This is a genomic window from Nocardia lasii, assembly GCF_042658545.1.
Lineage (GTDB): Bacteria > Actinomycetota > Actinomycetes > Mycobacteriales > Mycobacteriaceae > Nocardia > Nocardia lasii.
This window is the reverse complement of record NZ_JBHSQN010000003.1, coordinates 1-23,299: the sequence shown is the minus strand read 5'-3', so window position 1 is coordinate 23,299 and position 23,299 is coordinate 1. Positions and strand designations below refer to the sequence as shown.

Sequence of the window (23,299 nt, the reverse complement as noted above, 5' to 3'; positions counted from 1 at the left end):
GGCGTTCGCCGTCGTCCGGCACGCCCGGTCCGACGCGGATCCGCGTCGTCGGTGTCGCCGTCGGCGGTCCTGCCGCGCCTGCTGATGGGCGCCGTCGAGCGTGACCCGCGAGCTCTGGCCCTGCGCTTCGGCGCCACCGAACTCACCTACGCCGAACTCGACCAGCGGTCCTCGCGGCTGGCCAGGGTCCTGATCGATCGCGGCATCGGTCCCGGCGCGCGCGTGGTGCTCGCGCTGACCCGCTCGGCCGAGGCCATGGTCGCGCTGTGGGCGGTGATCAAGACGGGGGCGGCGTTCGTGCCGGTCGATCCGCGCTACCCCGCCGAGCGCCTGACCCACATGCTCGTCGACTCCGGCGCCGAACTCGGCATCGCCTACCGTGTCGACGCCGAACGCCTCGACACCGGATTGCCCTGGCTCACCCTCGATTCCGCCGAGCTGGCCACGGAACTCGCTGCCGCACCGGCGGATCCGGTGACCGCCGCCGATCGCCCGCGCCGACTGTTCGGCGAGGACGTCGCCTACCTCATCTACACCTCCGGTTCGACCGGTGTGCCCAAGGGCGTCGCCGTCACCCATACCGGGCTGGCCGCGTTGTGCGAGGAGATGATTCGGCGCTTCGGCATCACCGGAGCCGCGCGCACCCTGCACTTCTCCTCGCCCAGTTTCGACGCCAGCGTGCTCGAACTGCTGCTGGCCATCGGCGCGGGCGCCACCATGGTGATCGCCGCGCCCGATATCTACGGCGGCGAGGAACTCACCGACCTGCTGCGCGCCGAACGGGTGACCCACGCCTTCATCACCCCCACCGCGCTCGCCGGGCTCGACCCGACCGGCCTGCCCGATCTGGAAACGGTTCTCGTCGGCGGCGAAGCGTGCCCGCCCGAACTCGTCGCGCGCTGGACCACCCCGCAGCGCACGTTCTTCAACCTCTACGGCCCGACCGAGATCACCATCGCGGCCTCGATCAGCGACACGTTGCGACCGGACGAACCGATCAGCATCGGCGCGCCGATCCCCGGCATGCGCGCGCTGATCCTGGACTCCCGACTGCATCGCGTGCCCGACCGGGTGCCCGGCGAGCTGTATCTGGCCGGGTCCGGCCTGGCGCGCGGCTACCACGGCAACCCCGGCCTCACCGCGACCCGCTTCGTCGCTGACCCGAGCACCGGCGCCCGCCTCTACCGCACCGGTGACCTGGTGAAATGGGAGCCCGGCACCGACGGCACCGGCCGGTTGATCTTCCTCGGTCGCACCGACGCCCAGGTGAAACTGCGCGGATTCCGCATCGAACTCGGCGAGATCGACGCCGTGCTGACCAGCGACCCGAGCGTGCGCTCGGCGACCACCGTGTTGCGCACGCTGCCCAGCGGAGTTGACGCCCTGGTGGCCTATGTGGTGCCCGAGTCGGGCGCCGACATCGACCAGGCCGCGCTGCTGCGGCTGGCCGGTTCACGGCTGCCCCAGCACGCGGTGCCCGCCGCGATCGTGGCGATCGAACGGCTGCCGCTGACCCCGGTCGGCAAGCTCGATCACAAGGCGCTGCCCGAACCCGAACTGGTGGCTCGGGCGTTCGAGGCGCCGCAGACCGCCACCGAGGAGACGATCGCGGCGGCCTTCGCCGAGCTACTGGGCGCCGACCAGGTCGGGCGCGACGACGATTTCTTCGTTCTGGGCGGCAACTCGCTGCTCGCGACCCAGCTCGTCGGCCGACTCGGCGCGGCGGCCGGGGTGCGGGTGCCCGCGCGGACGGTGTTCGAGGCGAGCACCGTCGCGGAACTGGCCGCCGCCCTCGACGCGGTGATTGTCGATGCGGCCGTGCGCATTCCGCTGGTTCCGCGCGAGCGTGGCGAGCGGGTGCCGCTGTCGTTGGCCCAGCAGCGCATGTGGTTCATGGCGCGCCTCGACCCCGATTCCAGCGCCTACAACATTCCGGTCGCGCTGCGGCTGACCGGACCGCTCGACACCGCCGCGCTGACCGCCGCCCTCGATGACGTGCTCGAACGGCACGAAGTGCTGCGCACGGTCTACCCGGAGCACGACGGCCAGGGGTATCAGCGGGTGCTGCCGGTCGAGCAGGCCGGACTGCATCTGACCGTCACCGCGACCACCGAGGACGCGCTCGCGGGTGAACTGGCGCGACTGACCGTCGGCGGGTTCGACGTGTGCGCGCGAGTTCCCGTGCGCGCCGGGCTGTTCCAGCTCGACACCGCCGAGCACGTGCTGGTCGTGGTCGTGCACCACATCGCCACCGACGGTTTCTCGCTCGGCCCGCTCACCCGAGACCTGGTGACGGCCTACGCTTCTCGGTCGCACGGCGGGGTGCCGGACTGGGCGCCGCTGCCGGTGCAGTACGCCGACTACACGCTGTGGCAGCAGGAATCCCTCGGCGCCGCCGACGATCCCGACTCGCTGCTGGCTCACCAGCTCGGCTACTGGCGCACCGCGCTCGCCGGCGCGCCGACCCTGTTGGAACTGCCCACCGACCGGCCGCGTCCGCCCGTGGCGACCAGCCGGGGCGCCAGCCACGACTTCGCCCTCGACGCCGACCTGCATCGTGGACTGGAAGCCCTTGCGCGCGAACACAACGCGTCGCTGTTCATGGTGGTGCGGACCGCGCTGTCGGTGCTGCTGGCCCGCATCGCCGGCACCGACGACGTGACCATCGGCGCGCCGGTGGCCGGACGTGGTGAGCCCGAACTCGACGACCTGGTCGGCATGTTCGTCAACACCGTCGTGCTGCGCACCCGCATCGACGCGGGCGAGACCTTCACCGACCTGCTGGACCGGGTCCGCCACGACGACCTGGCCGCCTTCGCCAACGCCGACGTGCCCTTCGAACGCCTTGTCGCGGAACTGGATCCGCCGCGCACCCAGGCGCACCACCCGCTGTACCAGGTGGCGCTGTCGTTCCAGAACCTGGCGCAGTCGCGACTGGATCTGCCCGACCTGGTGGTGTCGGCGGTCGATCTGGGTGAGCAGGCCGCGACCGTGGACCTGCAACTCACGGTCGTCCCGTCCTCCGATGCCGCCGGGCCCGCCGGGCTGCGGTGCTCGTGGCGTTATGCCGCCGACCTGTTCGACGAGGCCACGATGGCGCGCCTCGGGTTGCGGTTGGCCGGGCTGCTCGCGGCGGCCGTCGCGGCGCCGTCGCGTCCGGTCGGTGATCTACCGCTACTGGTCGAGGCCGAGCGCCGCGAACCCGCCGGTGCACCGCGTGCCATCGCCGACCCCACCCTGCTCGACGAATTCCACGCGCAGGCCGCGCGCCGACCCGAAGCCCCCGCTGTCACCTTCGCCGAATCATCGGTGACCTACGGCGAATTGGCGAGCCGGGTCAATCGACTGGCGCGGCTGTTGATCGCCGCCGGTGTCGGTCCCGGCACCACCGTGGCGGTCGGGATCCGGCCGTCGATCGACCTCGTCGTGGCCATGTACGCGGTGTTCGCCGCCGGTGGCGCGTACGTGCCGATCGACCCGGGCTCCCCGGCCGAGCGGCGCGCCGACATCCTGGCCGTGGCCCAACCGGTGTGTGTGTTGACCACGGTGGGCGACGCGGTCGAGGGCGTCGCGTTGCCGGTCATCGCGATCGACGTGCTCGCCGAATCCGGTGTGCTGTCGGTGTTCTCGGATCGACCCGTCCTCGATGCCGACCGGCGCGCGCCGTTGCGCGGGGCGGATCTGGCGTATGTGATCTTCACGTCGGGCTCCACCGGCAAACCCAAGGGTGTCGGCGTGCCGCATTCGGCGATCGTGAACCAGGCGGCGTTCATGGTCGGCGAGTACGCGATCGAGCCGACCGATGTTGTCCTGCAATCGATTCCGTTCACCTTCGACGCGTCGATGATCGGCTTCGCCGCCCCGCTGCGCGCCGGGGCGCACATGATCGTCGCGGCCTCGGAGGGTCTCACCGACCCGGCCTACCTGGCCGAGGTGATCGGCAGGCACCGGGTCACCGGCACCACCATCGTGCCCTCGGTATTGCAGATGTTGCTCGAGGCGGCCCCGTCGGGCACCCTGCGCTCGATCCGCGCGGTGTGGTGCGGCGGCGAGGCCCTGCCCAATGCCACCATCGCCCGGTTCACCACCGCCACGGCGGGCCGACTGCACAACATGTACGGGCCCACCGAGGCGACGGTGTCGATCACCGCCGCCGATGTGACCGAGGTCGGCGACGGCATCGTCTCGATCGGCCTGCCGCACTGGAACTCTCGCGCCTACGTGCTGGATCACCGGTTGCGGCCGGTGCCGGTCGGGACGCCCGGTGAGCTGTACCTGGCCGGTGCGCAGTTGGCGCGCGGCTACCTCGGCAGCCCCGACAAGACCACCGAACGCTTCGTCGCCGACCCCTACGGGCCGGTCGGCGAGCGCATGTACCGCACCGGCGACCTCGTGCGCAGGCTCGCCACCGGGGAACTCACCTACCTGGGTCGCACCGATGTGCAGCTCAAACTGCACGGGCTGCGCATCGAGCCCGGCGAGATCGAGGCCGCGCTGCGGGCGCACCCGGCGGTCGCCGGCGCGGCGGTGACCGTGCACCACGAACAGCTCGTCGGCTATGTCACCCCGACCGCCGACCACACGGTCGACACCGCGGACGTGGCCGCGACCATCCGAACCCTGTTGCCGCCGTACATGATTCCGCAGCGCCTGCTGGTCCTCGACGAATTCCCGCTCGGCGCCACCGGCAAGCTCGACCGCAAGGCGCTGCCCGCGCCCGCCGCGGCGGCACGCGCGTACGAAGCCCCCACCACCGCCGACGAGCAGGTGGTCGCCGACACGTTCGCCCGGGTGCTCGGGCTCGACCGGGTCGGTCGCGGGGACGACTTCTTCGTGCTCGGCGGCACCTCGCTCTCGGCGATCCGGGTGCGCGCCGCGCTGGTGGCCGAACTCGAGATCGAGGTGCCGCTGCGGTTGCTGTTCAGCTACCCGCTGGTCAGCGACCTCGCACTGGCCCTGCGCGACGAGACCGCCGCCTCGGCCTCGGGTCCCGACCCGGCCGTCGACCGGTTCCTCGACCCCACCGTCGACACCAGCGGGTGTGCGCCGCGTGGCGCCGGCGAACCGGCCACCATCCTGCTCACCGGCGCGACCGGTTTCCTTGGCGGTTTCCTGCTGCGCGAACTGCTCGAGCAGACCGACGCGGTCATCCACTGCCTGGTCCGCGCCACCGACGACGCGGGCGCGGTGGACCGTGTCCTGCGCACCGCCGCCGGCCACCAGATCGACCTGACCCCGCACCTGCACCGGATCGTCGGCGTCCCGGGCGATCTGTCCCAGCCGCGCCTCGGCATCGAGCCCACGCGCTACGCCGCGCTGGCCGCGGAGATGGACGCGATCTACCACAACGGCGCGCTGATCAACCATCTCGAGCCCTACGCCCGGATGCGCGACGCCAATGTCGGCGGCACCACCGAGGTGCTGCGCCTGGCCACCACCACCCGGCTCACCCCGATCCACTACGTGTCGACGCTGTCGGTGCTGGCGGGCATCCCGCAGGACAGCGGCATCCCCGGCGGCATGCTCGGCTACGCCATGACCAAATGGGTCGCCGAGCAGCTGGTGCACGCCGGGATCGAGCGCGGGATCCCGATCGCGATCTACCGGCCCGGTCTGATCACCGGCGACTCGCGCACCGGCGTCGCGCCCGCCGAGGACGCCTGGTGGACGATGTTGCGCGCCATGCTGGTGCTCGGCGTCGCGGTCGACGTGCGCGCGATCGGCGTCGAGATGGCACCGGTGGACCACGTGGCGGCGGGCATCATCGCCCAGTCGCGGCGGCCGGAATCGATCGGCAACATCTACCGCGCCTCCGGTGTGGAAGTGTCGCTGCACGCGGTGCACGCCGAGATCTGCCGTCGCGGTTACCGTTTCGACTTCATCGACCCGCTGGAATTCGGCACCGCCCTGACCACCGCCGCCGAACGCGACGACGCGGATCCGATCCTGGCGCGCGCCTCGGCCCTGAGCGGCAACTACGCCGCGGCGGTCGGCGCGGCCACCCCGGCGACGGTGCTCACCGGGGTCGAATCCGCACCGGTGGAGGCGCCGTTCCGGGGAATCCCGCTGGTGTTCCCCGCCGTCGACGAGGTGGTGCTGCGCCGATACTTCGAGCACTACATCGACATCGGCTTCTTCCCCCGGCCCGACTCGGAGAAACTGACCCCGGCATGAGAAAAGCCCCCCGGGAGCACGTGCTCCCGAGGGGCTTGTTCGATCGTGCGGACTACTTCGAGTAGTCGTAGAACCCGCGACCCGACTTGCGGCCGAGGCGACCCGCTTCGACCATCCGGCGCAGCAGCGCGGGCGGGGCGTAGTGCGGCTCGGCGAACTCGCCGTAGAGCGACTCCGCCGCCGCCAGGCCGATGTCGAGGCCGACGGTGTCGAGCAGCGTCAGCGGGCCCATCGGGTAGCCGCAGCCGCCCTTCATAGCCGCGTCGATGTCCTCGGCGGTGGCGTAACCCGACTCGAGCATCCGCACCGCCGAACACAGGTACGGGATGAGCAGCGCGTTGACGATGAACCCGGACCGGTCACCGGCCTGCACGGTCATCTTGCCCAGGGTGTTCTTGGCGTAATCGGTGACCGCCGCGGCGGCCTCGGGGGCGGTGACCAGCGTCGAGATGATCTCGACCAGCGGCATCACCGGCACCGGGTTGAAGAAGTGCACGCCGACGACCCGCTCGGGACGCTCGGTGGCACCGGCGACCTTGATCACCGGGATCGAGGAGGTGTTGGTGGCCAGGATGCCCTCGGGCTTGACGATCTTGTCCAGCTTGCCGAAGATCTCGTACTTGAGCGACTCGATCTCCGGGGCGGCCTCGATCACCAGGTCGCGATCGGCGAACTCGTCGATGTCGAGGGTCACCCGCACCCGCGCGATGGCGGCGTCGGCGTCTTCCTGGCTGATCTTGCCGCGCGCCACACCGCGACCGATCGAGGTGGCGATGCGCTGCTGCGCGGCCTCGGCGAACTCCTGCTTGGTCTCGAGCACGAGCACCGAACTGCCCGCCTTCGCGCACACCTCCGCGATGCCCGCACCCATCGTGCCGCCACCGATTACACCGATCAACTCCACAGTCACTCCCGCTATCACTTGCCGAAACAGATAACGGAATCATTTCACGCCGAGGTGAGCGCCCGTGAATCCCCGGCGGGCGACGAATTTCACAACCCGTTACCGCACCAATTCCCGTCGGCTGGGGTGTGCTCGGGACCAACGGCGGGCGCGCGCCGACGACGCCGCGCAGGGCGGGAATAATCACTCACCGGCGGCGGCTATCCTTTGATGGTCATGAAGTCGGCTAATTCGGGTGGTGCGCCCAAGACGGTCTACCTCGATCACGCGGCGACCACTCCGATGTTGCCCGCCGCCGTCGAGGCGATGACGGCTGCGCTGGGGGCGGTCGGGAACGCGTCGTCGCTGCACGGGTCGGGGCGCGCGGCCCGGCGGTCGCTGGAGGAGGCGCGCGAGTCGATCGCGGCGGATCTGGGGGCGCGACCGTCGGAAGTGATCTTCACTTCCGGGGGGACCGAGAGCGACAATCTCGCCATCAAGGGGATCTTCTGGGGGCGGCGCGCGGCGGATCCGCGACGCACCAGGATCGTCACCAGCGCCGTCGAACATCACGCGGTGCTCGACGCGGTCGAGTGGCTGGAGAAGCACGAGGGCGCGCGGGTGAGCTGGCTGCCGGTCGACGCCGACGGGGTGGTCTCGCCGCAGGTGTTGCGCGCCGAGCTCGCCGCGCACCGCGACGAAGTGGCGCTGGTCAGCGTGATGTGGGCCAACAACGAGGTCGGCACCATCGAGCCGATCACCGAATTGGCCGCTGTCGCACAGGAATTCGACATCCCCATGCACAGCGACGCCATCCAGGCGGTGACCCAGATCCCGATCGACTTCGCCGCGAGTGGGCTGTCGGCGCTCAGCGTCGCCGGACACAAGGTGGGCGGGCCGCACGGGATCGGCGTGCTGCTGCTGGGTCGACAGGTGCCGTGTGTGCCGCTGGTGCACGGCGGCGGGCACGAACGCGATCTGCGCTCGGGGACCTCCGATGTGGCCGCGGCGATCGGGTTGGCGGCCGCGCTGCGCGACGCGGTCGGTGCGCTGTCGGCGCGCTCGGCCGACCTGGCGCAATTGCGGGACACGTTGATCGCCGGTGTGCGGGCCGTGGCGCCCGACTCGGTGCTCAACGGGTCCGAGCACCGGCTGCCGGGCAATGCCCACTTCACGTTCCCCGGCTGCGAGGGCGACTCGCTGCTGATGCTGCTCGACGCCGCGGGCATCGAATGCTCCACGGGGTCGGCCTGCAACGCCGGGGTCGCCTCGCCCAGTCACGTGCTGATCGCCATGGGCGTGCAGCCGTGGCAGGCGCGCAGTTCGCTGCGCTTCACCCTCGGTCACAGCTCGACCGAGGCCGATATCGAAACACTGTTGACCGTGCTGCCGCAGGTCATCGATCGGGCCAGGGCCGCGGGTCTGGCCGGCGCTAGAGGAGGTGCCAGATGAGAGTTCTCGCCGCGATGAGTGGTGGTGTCGATTCGGCGGTGGCCGCGGCGCGGGCCGTGGACGCCGGTCACGAGGTGGTCGGGGTGCACCTGGCCCTGTCGGCCAACCCGGGCACGTTGCGCACCGGGTCGCGTGGTTGCTGCTCCAAGGAGGACGCCGGCGACGCGCGTCGGGCCGCCGATGTGCTCGGAATCCCGTTCTACGTCTGGGATTTCGCCGATCGGTTCAAGGAGGACGTGATCGACGATTTCGTCGCGGCCTACGCCGCGGGGGAGACGCCGAACCCGTGTCTGCGCTGCAACGAGAAGATCAAGTTCTCCGCCCTGGCCGATCGCGCCGCCGCGCTGGGCTTCGACGCCGTGGTCACCGGCCACTACGCGCGCCTCGCCGACGGCGTGCTGCGTCGGGCGGTCGACGCCGACAAGGACCAGTCCTACGTGCTCGCGGTGCTCACCGCCGAGCAGCTCGCGCGCGCGATGTTCCCGGTCGGTGACACCCCCAAGCCGCGCATCCGCGAGGAGGCGGCCGAGCGGGGGCTGGCCGTGGCCAACAAACCCGACAGCCACGACATCTGCTTCATCCCCTCCGGCGACACCCGCGCGTTCCTCGGCGCCAAGATCGGCATCCGACCGGGCGCGCTGGTCGATTCCGACGGCACCGTGCTCGGCGAGCACGAGGGCGTGCACGGATTCACCGTGGGCCAGCGCAAGGGCCTCGGCCTGAGCCACACCGCCGCCGACGGCAAGCCGCGCTACGTGACCGGGATCGATCCCGAGTCCGGCACGGTCAAGGTCGGGTCGGTGGAGGATCTACAGGTCGACGTGGTGACCGCCGATCGCGCGATCTGGACCTCCGGGGTGCGACCGAGCGCGCCGATCGAGTGCGTGGTGCAGGTGCGCGCGCACGGCGGCACCGCGCCCGCCGTGGTCGAGCCCGACGGCGAGGGGTTCGTGGCGCGGTTGCGTGAGCCGCTCACCGGCGTCGCCAAGGGGCAGGCCATCGTGCTGTATCTGCCCGATGCCGACGGTGGCGACACCGTGGTCGGCAGCGGCACCATCAACGGCACCGACCGGGCCGAGGTGGGGGCGCGCGCCACCGACGCCTCGGCCTGAGCCGGTGTGCGCGCCGCGCGGCGGGAGGGGCAAGATGACGCTCGGCCCGCATGTTCGGCGGTCCGTGCAGCGTAATGCCCGCACCGGTCGGTGATGGTTGACGCCTGATGACACGAAAGGTGTTGAGCGCGTGACACTCTGGCACAGCGAGAACCCGCAGGAAACCTCCGAGCCGGTCGACCTGCTCGCGGGCGGGGTCGCCACCGGGCTGGGTTCGTGGCCCGGCACCGACCCGCGCGAGGCCGCCGCGACGATCATCGGCGAACTGCCCGCGCTTCCGCACCTGGTGGAACTGCCCGAACGCGGCATCGGCGCCGACATGATCGGTCGGGTGTCGGCGCTGCTGATCGATCTGCGGTTCGACGCCACGACCCGCGGTTATCGCCTCGCCGCTCGCCCCACCGGCGTCTCGCGTCGTGCTCGTGATCTGCTGCACGCCGACCTCGACGCCATCGAAGAAGCGTGGGAGACAGCCGGTTTGCTGGGCTCCGGTCGGGTGGTGAAGATCCAGTCCGCGGGTCCGCTCACGCTCGCCGCCGAGGTCGAACTGCCCGGTGGGCATCGCATCCTCACCGATTCCGGTGCGGTGCGCGATCTTTCGGAATCCCTCGCCGAGGGTCTGGCCCGGCATGCCGCCGAGATCCGCAAGCGCCTCGGCGCCGAGGTGGTCATCCAACTCGACGAACCGCGCCTCACCACCGTCCTCGAGGGATCGCTGCAGGGTCCGAGCATCCTCAACACCGTGCGCGCCCTGCCCGAACCCGACGCGCTGCACATCCTCGACACGGTCATCACCGCCCAGTCCTCGCCGGTTCTGTTGCACTCCTGCGCTTCTCGCCCGCCGCTGGTCACCATGGGTCGCACGGCGGCCGCCGCCCTGTCCTTCGACGCCGCGACGATCACCACCGCCGACCTCGACGCCCTCGGCGAAATCCTCGACGCCGGAAAGAAACTCGCCCTCGGCCTGACCCCCACCCAGCCCCCGGCCGCGCCCATCACCTGGCACACCGTCGCCGAACCCGCCGTCCGCCTCGTCGACCGCCTCGGCTTCCCCCGCACCACCCTGCGCACCCACATCCTCGCCACCCCCGCCTGCGGCCTGTCCGGCACACCGCTGCCCTGGGCCCGCACCGCCCTGTCGCTCACCACCGACGCGGCCCGCGCCTTCGCCGAGGACCCGGAGTCGATCACCGTCGACTAGGTGTTCACCGGACGGCTATTGCGCGCGGTGGACAGTTCGGCGGCAGACCATTGTTCCCACCTGGGGTCGCCGTCGAGGCGGAATGAGCCCGCGACGTGCGGTAACGGTCGTCGGAAGTGTCGATAGGCTCGACTGGGCCGGGTGAGTTGGTGCGGGGCGCCACGCGCGGGGACGGGCGCACGGCGCAGGACCTCAGCGCGGGGTGACGGTGACCGTGTTGCCGATCTGGGTCTTCATGTCGAAGGTGGCGCACTGGCCGTTGCTCAGTTCCTGGGTGCGCAGGGGGCGCTTCTTGATGTTGGTGCGGATCTCGACGACCACATCGGTGCTCGACATCGAGCAGACCTTCGAGACCGGGGCGTCGGTGTAGGACACCGCGCCGCCACCCTGACACGAGTTGGTCGAGTTGCCGAGGAAGACCCGCGCGGTGCCGCTCGGGCACGGATCGGCCAGCGCGCTGGGCGCACTCACCAGTGCGGCGGGCACCAGCGCTCCCGCCGTCACCGCCGCGACGACAACTCCGCGAACCATTACCCGAACCGCCATCACGCGCACCCAATCCTGTCGCCGAACGTTTTCCGCGACCGACCAGCCGCGGTGCCCTGCACCTTAGTGCGTCGCGCTCGAACGCGCCCGGTCGGCGGGAGACCTCGTCGGACTCGACCCGGGTCGCCGCTCGACCGCCTGCCGCGTCGAGACGAATCCGGGTCCCTTAGTCTGGCCCTAAATCTCGGAGAGGCGGGACCAGCCCTTGCTGCGCAGTTTTCAGGTGACCAATCACGGATCGCTGGCCCAGGCGCAGCAGTTGCGGCTCACGAAAGGGGCGGGCGGGCCGCTGGCCGTGCCCGTCACCGCCGTGCACGGGGTGGCCGCGGCGGGCAAGACCAGCCTGATCGACGCGCTCGGGCAGATGCGTGACGCGGTGCTGAACTCGGTGAGCGGGTGGGATCCCTACGCCGGTCCGGTGCGGCGACCGCACCTCGGATTCGCCGACGAGCCCACCGAGTTCGTGGCCGGTTTCGTGGCCGAGGGCGTGCCCTACACCTACGGCTTCCGCCTCGACAACGCCGACGTGACCGCCGAATGGCTGCACACCCATCCCCGGTCGCGCAAACGGATCGTGTTCGAGCGCCTCGGCGACGAGGTCAAGATCGGGCCCATGTTCGAGGCAGCCCGCTACGGGGTGGCCGCGCTGATCCCGCTGCTGCGACCGAACGCGTTGCTGCTCAGCGCCGCCGGACAGCTCTACGCCGAGGCCCTGGTGCCCGCGTACCGGTGGTTCGCGGCCAATCTCGTGGTGCAGCAGGGGCAGGTGGGCACCGACACCCTCGCCCACGACCTCGGCAGCCACATCTCGCGCTCACCCGACAACGCGGCCCGGCTGCTCATGCTGCTGCGCACCGCCGACCTGGGGATCGAGGATCTGCTTGTCGCCGAACATGATCCGATGTACGCCGACTACCTGCGCGACCTCGACGCCGAAATCGGCGGTCTCGCCGGACAACTCGACCACGGCGCGGTCGATCCGATTCTGGCCGAACGGGAACTGAGCACCCTGCGCGCGGCCCGCGACGCGCTCTACCGGCGCATGGTCGACCGGCGCGGGGTCGGGCTGAGCCTGGTGCACGAGGGTGTCGATGTGCCGTTCGAACTGTCCGACGAATCCACCGCCACCCGGTCGCTGTTGCGGGTGCTGCCCGCCATGCTCGACGCCCTCGACACCGGCCAGGTGCTCGCGGTCGACGACCTCGGCGCCGGCCTGCCGGTGGAGGAGACCGACCGCCTGGTGCAGCTGTTCCAGAACCCGGAGACCAATGCCCGTGGCGCGCAACTGATCTACACCACCGCCGACCGCGCGCTGATCGATCGCGGCAACGGGCGGTCGCAGCGCAGGCGCACCGCGGTCTGGCAGGTGCGGCGCGAGCAGGGTGTCAGCGAGCTGTCTCCGTGGTAGCGGTCGCCGCCTAGCATGGGCGCATGCTCGAAGTGATGATGGCGCTCACGATGGTGACGATTCTGGCGGTGACGCTCGGTGCCTACTTCGCCCGGCGTGGCCGCGGACCGGGGAGCGATCTCGAACAGGGGCTCCTCTACGTGACCGGTGTCAGCCCGTTACCGGAGATGACCGGCGAGCACTACGTGACGATCACCGGCACCCTCACCGGCCCCACGGTCACCGGCAAGGTCGTCTACCGCCGCTTCGCCTGGGACGCCGCCCACTGGCCCGCCATCGGCGACCAGCTCACCATCGCCTACACCCCACGCAACCCCGACAACTGGTCCCCCGACCACCCGGGTCGGCGGCCCTACCTCGGTTCGTGAGCCGGGGTGAGCGCGGGTGCGGGCGAGCTCACAGTCGGTCGGGTGCGAGGATTCCTGGATGCACGGCAACGACGACGAGCCCACCGAATTACAGATCCGCCCCGCCCACCCCGACGAATACGCCGAGGTCGGCGCGCTGACCGTCGAGGTGTACGTGGGTGACGGGTACGTCCCCGCCGACGACGACTACGCGCGCGAACTCGCCGACACCGCGCACCGGGCGGCCGCCGCGCAGGTGCTCGTCGCCGTGCACGACGGGCAGATCGTCGGCTCGCTCACCGTCGCGGCGCCGGGCACCCCGTACGCCGAGATCGCCCGCGCGGGCGAACTCGAGTTCCGGATGCTCGCGGTGGCCAAGCGGGCGCGCGGGCTCGGCGTCGGCACGGCCCTGGTGCGCGCCGTGCTCGACGAGGCCCGCGCGGGCGGCTACGCGGCGGTCGCACTGACCACGATGGAGACCATGGTCGACGCGCACCGCCTCTACGAGAAACTCGGCTTCGCCGCTGTGCCGGAACGGGATTGGGCCACCGAGGACGGTCTGCCGCTGCTGGTGATGCGCCGCGCGCTCAGTTGAGCACGGTGGCGACGATGCCGGCCAGATAGCCCAGCCGCGCGACCTCCGAGGGCCGGAAATCGGGTCCGCCCGGTCGTCCGAGCAGCAGGGCCCTGCCGGTGCTGCCCAGCGGCGCGGCCGCGAGCTTGGTGTCCATGTCGCGCCAGATCTCGGGCACCCACTCGGCTTCACCGTCGAGCCACATGGGCTTGTCGATCGGCATCCACGGCGCCGAACCGGCCTGGGTCTGCGGGGCGCTCTGGCTGCCGACGATGCGGTAGGCGCCCGCCGGGCCCATACCGATGATCGTGGACCAGCCGCACCGCAGCACCCGGGGGCACCCGTCGACGAGCACCTGGAGTCGGTCGTCGCGAGCGCTGGCGACCTGGTCGATCAGCTCGAGCTCGCGGTGGGTGTCGAGCACGCCGGAGTACGGGCGGATGGAGTCGACGATCACATCGCGCACGGATTCCGCGGCGGTGATCAGCGTGTCGGGCAGGGCGCCGGTGGGGACTTCGACCACGAGATCGTCGATCGCGAAGCCGGCGCCACGTTCGACGACATCGAGCGAGAGTATGTCCGCGCCGACCCCGCCGAGGGCGAGTGCGAGGGAGCCGAGGCTTCCCGGTCGATCCGGAAGTTGCACGCGGAGCAGGTATGACACGTGCTTTTCCTTTCCTTGCCGGCCGGGGTTGTTCGAGACGAATACCCGGTGAAGCAATACTTACACCCCCGAACGCGGGTTCTCGACCCGAAGTATGACCCCAACGGCGTGCCGGGCGCGACCTTTCGTGCCAGGCGGGTGCGTTCCACGCCCGGGACGGGCGCGTCGAAACCACTCAGCGCGGCCAATTAGGCTGTACCGACTACTCCCTACCGAAGCCGAAAGGGGTCCCGCGGTGCCCGCAATCTCCCGCGACGAGGTCGCTCACCTCGCCCGGCTGTCCCGGCTGGCGTTGACCGACGCCGAACTCGACCAGTTCGCCGGTCAGCTGGATTCGATCCTCAGCCACGTGCAGACCATCACCGAGGTCGCCGCCGACGTCCCCGCCACCGCGTCACCGAACCCGACGACCAATGTGACCAGGCCCGATGTGGTGATCCCGGGCCTGACCCCTGAGCAGGCGCTGGACCAGGCGCCCGCCGTGGAGGAACAGCGTTTCCTGGTCCCGCAGATCCTGGGAGAGGGCGAATGAGCGAGTTGACCACGCTGTCGGCAGCGGAGCTGGCAGCCAAGATCCACGGCGGCGAGGTGTCCTCCACCGAGGTCACCCAGGCGCACCTGGATCGCATCGGCAAGGTCGACGGTGAGCTCAACGCCTTCCTGCACGTGGCGGGTGACGAAGCTCTCGCCGCGGCCGCCGTGGTCGACGCCGCCCTCGCCGCCGGCGAGACCCCCGCCTCGGCGCTGGCGGGAGTTCCGTTGGCGCTCAAAGACGTTTTCACCACCACCGACATGCCGACCACCGCGGCCTCGAAGATCCTCGAGGGCTGGCGCTCGCCCTACGACGCGACGGTCACCTCCCGGCTGCGCGCCGCGGGCATCCCGATCCTGGGCAAGACCAACATGGACGAGTTCGCGATGGGCTCCTCTACCGAGAACTCCGCCTACGGCCCCACCCGCAACCCGTGGGACACCACCCGCATCCCCGGCGGTTCCGGCGGCGGCTCGGCGGCGGCGCTGGCCTCGTTCCAGGCGCCGCTGGCCATCGGCACCGACACCGGCGGGTCGATCCGGCAGCCCGCCGCGGTCACCGCCACGGTCGGCGTGAAGCCCACCTACGGCACCGTCTCGCGCTACGGCCTGATCGCGTGCGCGTCGTCGCTGGACCAGGGCGGCCCGTGCGGTCGCACCGTGCTCGACACCGCGCTGCTGCACGAGGTGATCGCCGGGTACGACCCGCGCGACTCCACCTCCCGCGACGTGCCGGTCGCGCCCGTGGTCGAGGCCGCTCGACTGGGCGCCAACGGTGACCTGACCGGCGTCAAGGTCGGCGTGGTGCGCGAATTGCATTCCGACAGCTACCAATCCGGCGTGCTGGCCTCCTTCGATGCCGCGGTCGCGGTGCTGAAGGAATTGGGCGCCGAGGTGGTCGAGGTGTCGTGCCCGAGCTTCGAGTACGCGCTGTCCTCGTACTACCTGGTGATGCCCTCGGAGGTGTCGTCGAACCTGGCGCGCTTCGACGCCATGCGCTACGGCCTGCGCGTCGGCGACGACGGCAGCCACAGTGCCGACCAGGTGATGTCGCTGACCCGCGAGGCCGGTTTCGGCCCGGAGGTCAAGCGCCGCATCATGATCGGCACCTACGCGCTGTCGGCGGGCTACTACGACGCCTACTACGGCCAGGCCCTCAAGGTCCGCACGATGATCGCGCGCGACTTCGACGCCGCCTACGAGCAGGTCGACGTGCTCGTCTCGCCCACCAGCCCGTTCACGCCGTGGAAGCTGGGCGAGAAGGTCGACGACCCGCTGGCCATGTACCTGTCGGACCTGTGCACCCTGCCCACCAACCTGGCAGGCCACCCCGGCATGTCGGTGCCCTCGGGGCTGTCGGCCGACGACAACCTGCCGGTGGGTTTGCAGATCATGGCGCCCGCACTGGCCGACGACCGCCTGTACCGGGTGGGCGCGGCCTACGAGGCGGCCCGCGGTCCGCTGCCCGCGCCGACCGGCGTCTGAGCGTTACTCCTGACGGGGCGTGCCGGTTCGAAAGAGCCTGGTACGCCCCGTTTTCGGTGGCGCGGGCGCGCCATGTGTCCGGGGACGGGGTCTTCGCCGTGACGGTGGTGATGAGGTGGCATAAACGTGCAGCCGATCGCCGAAACGGCCGAAATTCGAGCCCGAGAGCCCTCGGCTGCACGTTTATGCCACCGATTACGCCGTCGCGCGGCTGCCGACGCCCGCCGTCATCGCCGCGAAGCCCGCGCGCAGATGCTTACCGAGCGCGAAGGCCACCACGGGGCTGAGCGGACCGGCCAGGGTGAAGCGGGACTCGTAGCGGCAGCGGTCGGGGCCCAACGGCACCACGGTGTGCGAGCGCAGACTGTGCAGCGCGCCCAGCGGCAGCGGCTTCATCGCGTAGCTGAACTCCACGCCGGGGGTGTGGGTGCGGATCCACTCGCGCTGCGGACGGCGGTTGCCGCCCAACAGGACTCGCATGTCGATGGTCGATCCGGGTTCGAGCGTGCTCGACGCCTCGTAGCAGAAGCTGTTCCACTCGCCGTAGCGGTCGAAATCGGTGAGCACCTCCCACACCGTCGCGGCGGGTGCGTCGATCTCGATCGTTTCGTCGATGACTAGAGCCATGCCGGAAATCTAGAACATGTTCCAGCGTTCGGCAAGGTGGTCACACGAGGCGACGGCGCAGCTTGCGCAGCGCGTCGATGATCACCGCCGAGGCCGCCGTCACCGCGAACAAGCCGAGCGCGGTGCGCGCCAGCGGCCACAGATTGGGGCGATCGGCCGGATCGGTCTGGGCGAACAGGTTCTCCACCACCGGGGCCGAGTACTCCTGGCGGCGCGAGTTCACGTCCACGGCGGTGAACGCGATATCGGCCATCACCCCGCAGCGGGCCCGGGAGAACTCGTCACCGCGCTGCTCGCAGGCGGCGTGGATGCGCCGGTTCAGGGCCGCGTCCACCGACCGGCGCGCCCACGCGCCCAGCGGCTCGTCGACGCGCTCGGCATAGCGCAGCACGTCGTAGCCCAGATCGTGGGCCTTGCACGCGGGCTCGAACTCCGCGGGCAGGGTCACCGGCGAGGAACAGCCGCCGTTCGGATTCATCAGCATGCCGCTCTGCACGGCCGGGTCGTAGCCGAACTTGTAGCCGAAGTCGCGCGGAATCAGCGAGGAGGCGTCGGGGTCGTCGTCGGTGAGCGCGCGCACCGCGGCGGCGGCCACGGCGTTCTCGGTGCCCGGGGTGGTGCCCATCGCGCCGGGCGCGGACATCACCACGGCCGCGGCCATGGCCAAGCCCGCCGTGCACAGCGCGACACCGCTGCGGCGGCGGTGCTGGCCGGGGGCGATCGCGGAGGCGAGGGAATCTGCGGTACGGGCACCGACGGTGGCGGGTACCGGGCGAAGCGGGGTGTTCATGGCCTCCGACGGTAAGGAGCGGGTCTCGCCGCGGGCATCCCGCTGCGGACCGGTTTCACGGGGCGCGCGGGGGGTGCACCGGCGCCGGGATCACACCAGGGTAGGGGGTCGGAGTTGGCTCGCCGGTATGAGGTCCACTGACCGGACGATTCGTAGGCTCACAGGTATGACCGCACCACTGCGCCGACCGGCGCGCCGAATACCCGCGCAGACCTGGTTCGACTTCGCGACGGTGCTGGTGGCGCTCATTTTGTACAGCATCGCCTGGCCCACCCTGTTCGTCACCCACGAGGTGTCCCCGGTGGCCGCGCCGCTGCTGTCGGCGCTGGCGGCGTTCCCGATCCTGTTCGTGCGGGTCAACCCGGCGCTGGGCTGGGCGATCTCGGCCGGGGCCGCGCTGCTGTTCTCCCTGGGCATGGACCCCACCCCGGACAACGACCTGCCGTTCCAGGTCGTGCACATCATCGTGCTGTTCGTGCTGCTGTTCGCGGTGGCGCTGCGGTGCGCGGTGCCGATCGTGGTCGTCGCGTGGGCGGGGACCTCGATGCTGTTCGCCACCACCATGCCCGGCTCGGCCTCCGGGCCGCTGTGGGGGTGGGCGATGGGGTTCGGCGCGCTGGCGCTGTTCGGGTACCTGGTGCGGATCCTGCTGGCCTCGCGGCGCAAGCTCGAACGCCAGGAGGAGGTCACCGAACTCGAGCGCGCGCGCCGGGCGATCCTCGAGGAGAAGGCGCGCATCGCCCGTGACCTGCACGATGTGGTGGCCCACCACATGTCGATGGTGGTCGTGCAGGCCCAGACCGCGCCGTACCGGATCGACGGGCTCGACCCGGCCGCGCGGGCCGAATTCGAATCCATCGGCCACACCGCGCGCACGGCGCTCAACGAGATCCGCGGGCTGCTCGGGGTCCTGCGCAGCGACGGTCAACTCCCCGAACACGCCCCGCAGCCGCGCGCCGCGGACGTGGCCGCGCTGTGCGCCGCGGCCCTGCGCGCGGGAGTTCCGGTGGACTGGAGCATGACCGGCGATCTGGAGACGGTGCCCGAGACGACCGGGTTGGTGATCTACCGGGTCGTGCAGGAGTCGATGGCGAACTGTTCGCGTCACGCTCCGGGCGCGGCGGTGCACGTCGCGGTGGCGGTCGACCCGGGCGCGGTGTCGGTGTCGGTGCACAACGCGGCCACCGCCACGGTCTCGCAGCCGGGCGCGGGCGGCGGGCACGGGATCGAGGGGATGCGCACGCGGGTCACCGCGGTCGGCGGCGAACTCCACGCCGGGCCCACCGTTTCCGGCGGTTTCGAGGTCTCGGCGCGGCTGCCGACCGCCTAGTGAATCCGTACGGCCGGTACTCGCGGCGTCGCTCCCATTAGGGTGGCTGGGTGGCTATAACCGTGTTGATCGCCGACGACCAGGCGATGGTGCGCCAGGGTTTCGGTGCCCTGCTGGGCGCCCAGACCGATATCAGCGTCGTCGGCGACGCACCGGACGGGAAAGTGGCGGTGGCCGAAGCCAAGCGGCTACGACCCGACGTGGTGCTGATGGATGTGCGGATGCCGCAGATGAACGGGCTCGACGCCGCCCGCGCGATCCTGTCCGCGAACTTCGATCCGCCGGTGCGGGTGCTCATGCTCACCACCTTCGACATCGACGACTACGTCTACGAGGCGTTGAGCATCGGCGCGAGCGGGTTCCTGCTCAAGGACGCCCCCGCCGAGGAACTGGTGCGCGCGGTGCGGGTGGTCGCCGACGGTGAGGCGCTGCTCGCCCCGACCATCACCCGACGGCTCATCGCCGATGTCACCCGCAGGCGCGCCGGCGTGCGCACGACCACCACGCCCGCGCTGGGCACCCTGACCCCGCGCGAACGCGAGGTGCTCGAACTGGTGGCCAAGGGGTTGTCCAACACCGAGATCGCCGCGGCGTTGTTCGTGGCCGAGCAGACGGTGAAAACCCATGTGTCCAAGGTGTTCTCGAAGCTCGGGCTGCGCGATCGCGCCCAGGCGGTGGTGTTGGCGTATGAATCCGGCCTGGTCGTTCCCGGCTGAGTCGGCGCGCTCAGCCCGGACACACACCGCCGCGCAGGTGCCCCAGATGTCGTTGCAGCAGCAGCGCCAGGTTGTCGAGCAGGGCGGTGGTGTCCTCGAACAGGCCCGAATCCGCCTGCGCGGCAATGGCTACCGCGAGCTGGCCGCTGCCCAGCGGGATCAGGCCGAACTGGCGCACCGTGTAGATGCCGGTGTCGTCGTCGGGGCCCCAACCGCCCTTGAACTCGCTGTCGTCGAGCAGACCGAGACCCCAGCCCTGCTCCTCGGTGATCTCGCCCATCAGCGTGGTGACCACCTCGGCCTGCGGCAGGCACGGCAGCCGCGAGGCGAAACGCACCTGGTTGGCCAGCGACCACTCCGTGCCACCGAAGGCCGTGTCGTCGAGTTCGGTGCGCGTGGCGCCCTTCCCGGTGCCCGCGTCACCGGCCTCGAGCAGGATCTGCTGCACCGCGTCGGCGGCCTCGGGCGCGTCGCCCAGGGACTCCCACAGCCCCTCGGCGGCGTCGTTGTCCGACACGGTGATCGCCGCGCGCACCATCTCGAAGATCGACTGGCCCGAATCGTGGCGCAGCGCGGCCACGGCCAGCGGGATCTTGATCGTGGACCAGGCCGAGCCGGTGGTCCAGTCGCCGAAGACCGTCATCCGGCCGCCGCCGACCGGCATCAACGCCATCCCGACCTGACCGGGCAACTTACCCTGCAACTGGGTGAACTCCACGGCCAACGAATCCGGCATCACGATGGCGATGCCCGGATGCCAGGGTTCGCCGCTGTCGACCTCCACGGTCGGCGTACTCACCCCCGGCGTGGTGGTGGTGCACGCGGGAGACAGCGCGGTAGCCGCCACCAGAGTTGTCATCACTACGCGGTGCAACAGCCTGCGACAGGCACCTTCCTTCGACTTCACCACCGAATCCTCCCCACCACCCATTGCGTGTGTGCTTCGGCGGTGCAAACTTCTCTCCTGGCAAGTTTCACCGATTATCGACGAGAATTCGAATGAGCGTGGTCACACGGTCGAAAGGGGGTCGTAGTGCACGACATCGGTGAGGTGTTCGCCGGGTTCACCATCGAGGCGATGCTGGGCCAGGGCGGCATGGGCACGGTCTACCTGGCACGCCATCCGCGACTGGACCGGCTGACCGCGCTCAAACTGCTCAACCCGGACCTGTTCGCCGACTCGCGCATCCGCGCCCGGTTCGAACGCGAGGCCGACCTCGCCGCCGGGCTCGACCACCCCGGCATCGTCACCGTGTACGACCGGGGGACCGAGGGCGAGCAGCTGTGGATCAGCATGCAGTACGTCGACGGCATCGACGCGGCCACCGTCGACCCGATGGCGTTGCCGCCCGAGCGTGCGGTGCAGATCATCGAAGGGGTCGCCGACGCACTGGATTACGCGCACGGGCGCGGTGTGCTGCACCGAGATGTGAAGCCCGCCAACATCTTGCTGGCCCGCTCGAGCAGCGGACAGGGCGAACGGGTGTTCCTCACCGACTTCGGCATCGCCCGGCTGCGCGCCGACTCCACCCACCTCACCCAGCAGGGAATGTTCACCGCCACCCTGGCTTACGCCTCGCCCGAGCAGATGACCGGCTCCGAACTCGACCACCGCTCCGACCAGTACTCGCTGGCCTGCTCGCTGTACTGGTTGTTCACCGGCATCGCCCCCTTCGACTCGGTCGACCCCAACGAGATCATCCGCGGCACCCTCTACGCCCCACCCCCACCCCTGGCCCTACGCCGCACCGGCCTACCCCCCGCCATGGACGCCGTCCTGGCCGCCGCCATGGCCAAACACCCCGCGGCCCGCTTCGACTCGTGCACCGCCTTCGCCGAAGCGGCCCGCCAGGCCCTCACCGCCACAACACCCCCCGTCCTACCCCGCCCACCCGCGAACCCGGGTTACTACCCACCCGCTCCCCACGCCGGAGCCCCGGCCCCCGGCTATCCCGCCCCTCCGATGCAGGCTGCGCCACAACATAATTGGCAGCAACCACCGCGCCAGCCCGGCGGGGCTGTGCCGCCTGCTGCGCCTGTGCCGCCCGCCGCCGGTCCCGCTGCGGCTGCTTCGCCGAACGCGGTCCGACCTGTCGGGTCTGTGCCGCAGGCTGGGCCCGTCCCGCCCGCCGCCGGTCCTGCTGCGACGGTTTCGCCGGGTGCGGCGCCGCCAGCCGGGATGCCGTTCGGCGCGGGTCCGCCGGGTGCTGTTCCGCAAGGCGCGCCAGGGCGGACTCCGGCGGGTCCACCCGCTGCCGCGGGGCAGGGTGTTGTTGCGGGGCAGGCCGATTCGGTCGGTCGCGGTGCGGGTGTGCCGCCGGCCGCCGGGATGTCGCACGGCGCGGTTCCGTCGGGTTCGACGCCGTCCGGTGCCGTTTCGCCGGGTGGTGCCCCGGCGGGTCCGCCCGCTGCTGCGGGGCAGGGCGTTGCTGTGGGGCAAATAGATGGGGGTGTGCCGCCGACCGCTGCGGGTCCACCTGGTGCGGTAGGTGTGCCGGTTGACGGCGGATCGCCCGCGAATCTGGTGCCACCGGCTGATGCGGTTGGGCCTGGGGCCGGGGGTGGCGGCGGCCTCGGCGGCGGCGCGCTCGCTGTTGGCGGATCGCCCTCGAATTCGGTGCCGTCCGGTGGCGCGGGTGCGCCTGTTGTCGGCGGGTCGTCCGCGAATCCTGTGGCGCCCGCTGCAGTTTCTCCGGGGTCGGGAGGTGCTCCGGCAGCTCCCGGTGGGTCGGGAACGGTCTCGCCGGGTGACGTGGTGGTCGGTGCTCGGAGTGATGATGCCGGGACGGGTTCTGCTGCATCATCTTCGGACGAGTCGTCGGTCGAGGTCGGGGCGGGACAACCCGTGAGTGTGGGTGTGGCCGGGGGTGACGGTGCCGATGACGAGGTGTCGGCTACTGCCGCAACGGATGTCGTGTCGATGCCGGGTAGGGAGGAAATGGAGGCGGCCAACGCGGCGGCGCTCACGAAGGTGACTGCCATCGCGGGAGGGGCGAATCCGGTTGGTTCGGAATCCGCTCTGCCGCAGGGTGCCTCGTCGCAGGGGGACGGCGTCCAGCGGGGCACCACTGGTGCACCGGCACCCGGCGCGAGCGGCGATGAGCCCGCCGCCCCCGCTTCGGGGCAGAGCGCTGGCGGCGTGCAGCCGAGCGCTGCCGTGCAGTCGGGCCGGGCACCGCAGTCGAGTGATGTGGTGCCCACCGGAATCGGGGTGCCGGTCGACGCCGGACAGCCAGGGGGTGTGGGGCAGCCGGGTGCGGCACAGCCTGGCGGTGTGGGGCAGCCTGGTGCGGCGCAGTCGGGCGGTGGGGGGCAGCCGGGTGGTGCCCAAGCGGGCGGTGTGGGTCAGCCGGGTGCGGCACAGCAGCCGGGTTCGGCGCAGGCGGTGGGAGTGGGGCAGTCGGGTGGGGTGGGGCAGGCGCATTGGGGGTATTGGCCTGTGCCCAAGCGGGTTTCGGG

Annotated in this window: 18 protein-coding genes; 12 read left to right on the top strand and 6 right to left on the bottom strand. The window is 70.9% G+C overall.

Annotation, left to right across the window (positions count from 1 at the left end; translation table 11 throughout):
* Nucleotides 1-51 precede the first annotated feature (51 nt).
* Nucleotides 52-6,174: a non-ribosomal peptide synthetase gene (locus ACFP3H_RS07895; protein WP_378601733.1), complete on the top strand. Its 6,123-nt coding sequence runs from the start codon at nt 52-54 to the stop codon at nt 6,172-6,174.
* A gap of 52 nt (nt 6,175-6,226) precedes the next feature.
* Here the strand turns inward: ACFP3H_RS07895 and ACFP3H_RS07890 are convergent, their stop codons facing one another.
* Entirely contained in the window at nt 6,227-7,078 is an 852-nt protein-coding gene (locus ACFP3H_RS07890) for a 3-hydroxybutyryl-CoA dehydrogenase (RefSeq protein WP_378601730.1), read from the bottom strand.
* 216 nt (nt 7,079-7,294) lie between these two features.
* Between ACFP3H_RS07890 and ACFP3H_RS07885 the strand changes: the two genes are divergently transcribed.
* The 3 genes from ACFP3H_RS07885 to ACFP3H_RS07875 all read left to right on the top strand — a co-directional run bounded on the left by ACFP3H_RS07885 (nt 7,295) and on the right by ACFP3H_RS07875 (nt 10,822).
* On the top strand, nt 7,295-8,509 hold the full coding sequence (locus ACFP3H_RS07885) for a cysteine desulfurase family protein (RefSeq protein ID WP_378601727.1): 1,215 nt from the start codon (nt 7,295-7,297) through the stop codon (nt 8,507-8,509).
* Nucleotides 8,506-9,621, top strand: a complete 1,116-nt coding sequence (gene mnmA / locus ACFP3H_RS07880; protein WP_378601724.1) for a tRNA 2-thiouridine(34) synthase MnmA — start codon at nt 8,506-8,508, stop codon at nt 9,619-9,621. Before ACFP3H_RS07885 ends, mnmA begins: the two co-directional genes overlap by 4 nt.
* Nucleotides 9,622-9,751: 130 nt before the next feature.
* Entirely contained in the window at nt 9,752-10,822 is a 1,071-nt protein-coding gene (locus ACFP3H_RS07875; RefSeq protein ID WP_378601721.1) for a uroporphyrinogen decarboxylase/cobalamine-independent methonine synthase family protein, read from the top strand.
* Between the two features lie 192 nt (nt 10,823-11,014).
* Here ACFP3H_RS07875 and ACFP3H_RS07870 read toward each other — a convergent pair whose 3' ends face one another.
* Nucleotides 11,015-11,368, bottom strand: coding sequence for a hypothetical protein (locus tag ACFP3H_RS07870; protein WP_378601718.1), 354 nt, complete (start codon nt 11,366-11,368; stop codon nt 11,015-11,017).
* 205 nt (nt 11,369-11,573) lie between these two features.
* On the opposite strand from ACFP3H_RS07870, the gene ACFP3H_RS07865 reads away from it, so the two are divergent.
* From ACFP3H_RS07865 to ACFP3H_RS07855, 3 genes are read left to right on the top strand one after another with little or no spacing between them, the layout of a single operon-like run.
* Complete coding sequence (locus ACFP3H_RS07865; protein WP_378601715.1) at nt 11,574-12,776, top strand: AAA family ATPase; 1,203 nt, start codon at nt 11,574-11,576, stop codon at nt 12,774-12,776.
* 23 nt (nt 12,777-12,799) lie between these two features.
* Nucleotides 12,800-13,144 (top strand): hypothetical protein, encoded by a 345-nt coding sequence (locus tag ACFP3H_RS07860; protein ID WP_378601713.1) that lies wholly within the window; start codon nt 12,800-12,802, stop codon nt 13,142-13,144.
* Nucleotides 13,145-13,202: 58 nt separating this feature from the next.
* Nucleotides 13,203-13,718, top strand: coding sequence for a GNAT family N-acetyltransferase (locus tag ACFP3H_RS07855; protein WP_378601710.1), 516 nt, complete (start codon nt 13,203-13,205; stop codon nt 13,716-13,718).
* On the opposite strand, the gene ACFP3H_RS07850 is transcribed toward ACFP3H_RS07855, so the two are convergent.
* Entirely contained in the window at nt 13,711-14,361 is a 651-nt protein-coding gene (locus ACFP3H_RS07850) for an ACT domain-containing protein (protein ID WP_378601707.1), read from the bottom strand. The genes ACFP3H_RS07855 and ACFP3H_RS07850 overlap by 8 nt on opposite strands.
* Nucleotides 14,362-14,596: 235 nt before the next feature.
* On the opposite strand from ACFP3H_RS07850, the gene gatC reads away from it, so the two are divergent.
* A complete protein-coding gene (gene gatC / locus ACFP3H_RS07845) occupies nt 14,597-14,893 on the top strand; it encodes an Asp-tRNA(Asn)/Glu-tRNA(Gln) amidotransferase subunit GatC (protein ID WP_266291832.1) in 297 nt (98 codons plus the stop codon).
* Entirely contained in the window at nt 14,890-16,377 is a 1,488-nt protein-coding gene (gene gatA, locus ACFP3H_RS07840) for an Asp-tRNA(Asn)/Glu-tRNA(Gln) amidotransferase subunit GatA (RefSeq protein ID WP_378601704.1), read from the top strand. The genes gatC and gatA overlap by 4 nt, the downstream gene beginning before the upstream one ends.
* A gap of 195 nt (nt 16,378-16,572) precedes the next feature.
* On the opposite strand, the gene ACFP3H_RS07835 is transcribed toward gatA, so the two are convergent.
* Both ACFP3H_RS07835 and ACFP3H_RS07830 read right to left on the bottom strand, forming a co-directional pair.
* Complete coding sequence (locus ACFP3H_RS07835; protein ID WP_378601701.1) at nt 16,573-17,004, bottom strand: SRPBCC family protein; 432 nt, start codon at nt 17,002-17,004, stop codon at nt 16,573-16,575.
* Between the two features lie 40 nt (nt 17,005-17,044).
* Complete coding sequence (locus ACFP3H_RS07830) at nt 17,045-17,794, bottom strand: hypothetical protein (protein WP_378601698.1); 750 nt, start codon at nt 17,792-17,794, stop codon at nt 17,045-17,047.
* Nucleotides 17,795-17,960: 166 nt separating this feature from the next.
* On the opposite strand from ACFP3H_RS07830, the gene ACFP3H_RS07825 reads away from it, so the two are divergent.
* Together ACFP3H_RS07825 and ACFP3H_RS07820 are read left to right on the top strand one after the other, a co-directional pair.
* On the top strand, nt 17,961-19,124 hold the full coding sequence (locus tag ACFP3H_RS07825; protein WP_378601695.1) for a sensor histidine kinase: 1,164 nt from the start codon (nt 17,961-17,963) through the stop codon (nt 19,122-19,124).
* 50 nt (nt 19,125-19,174) lie between these two features.
* Complete coding sequence (locus ACFP3H_RS07820; protein ID WP_378601692.1) at nt 19,175-19,840, top strand: response regulator; 666 nt, start codon at nt 19,175-19,177, stop codon at nt 19,838-19,840.
* 10 nt (nt 19,841-19,850) lie between these two features.
* Here the strand turns inward: ACFP3H_RS07820 and ACFP3H_RS07815 are convergent, their stop codons facing one another.
* On the bottom strand, nt 19,851-20,699 hold the full coding sequence (locus ACFP3H_RS07815) for a serine hydrolase (RefSeq protein ID WP_378601689.1): 849 nt from the start codon (nt 20,697-20,699) through the stop codon (nt 19,851-19,853).
* 174 nt (nt 20,700-20,873) lie between these two features.
* Here ACFP3H_RS07815 and ACFP3H_RS07810 point away from each other — a divergent pair.
* Nucleotides 20,874-23,299 (top strand): serine/threonine-protein kinase (locus tag ACFP3H_RS07810; protein ID WP_378601686.1); only part of this gene is annotated, 2,426 nt, incomplete at its 3' end.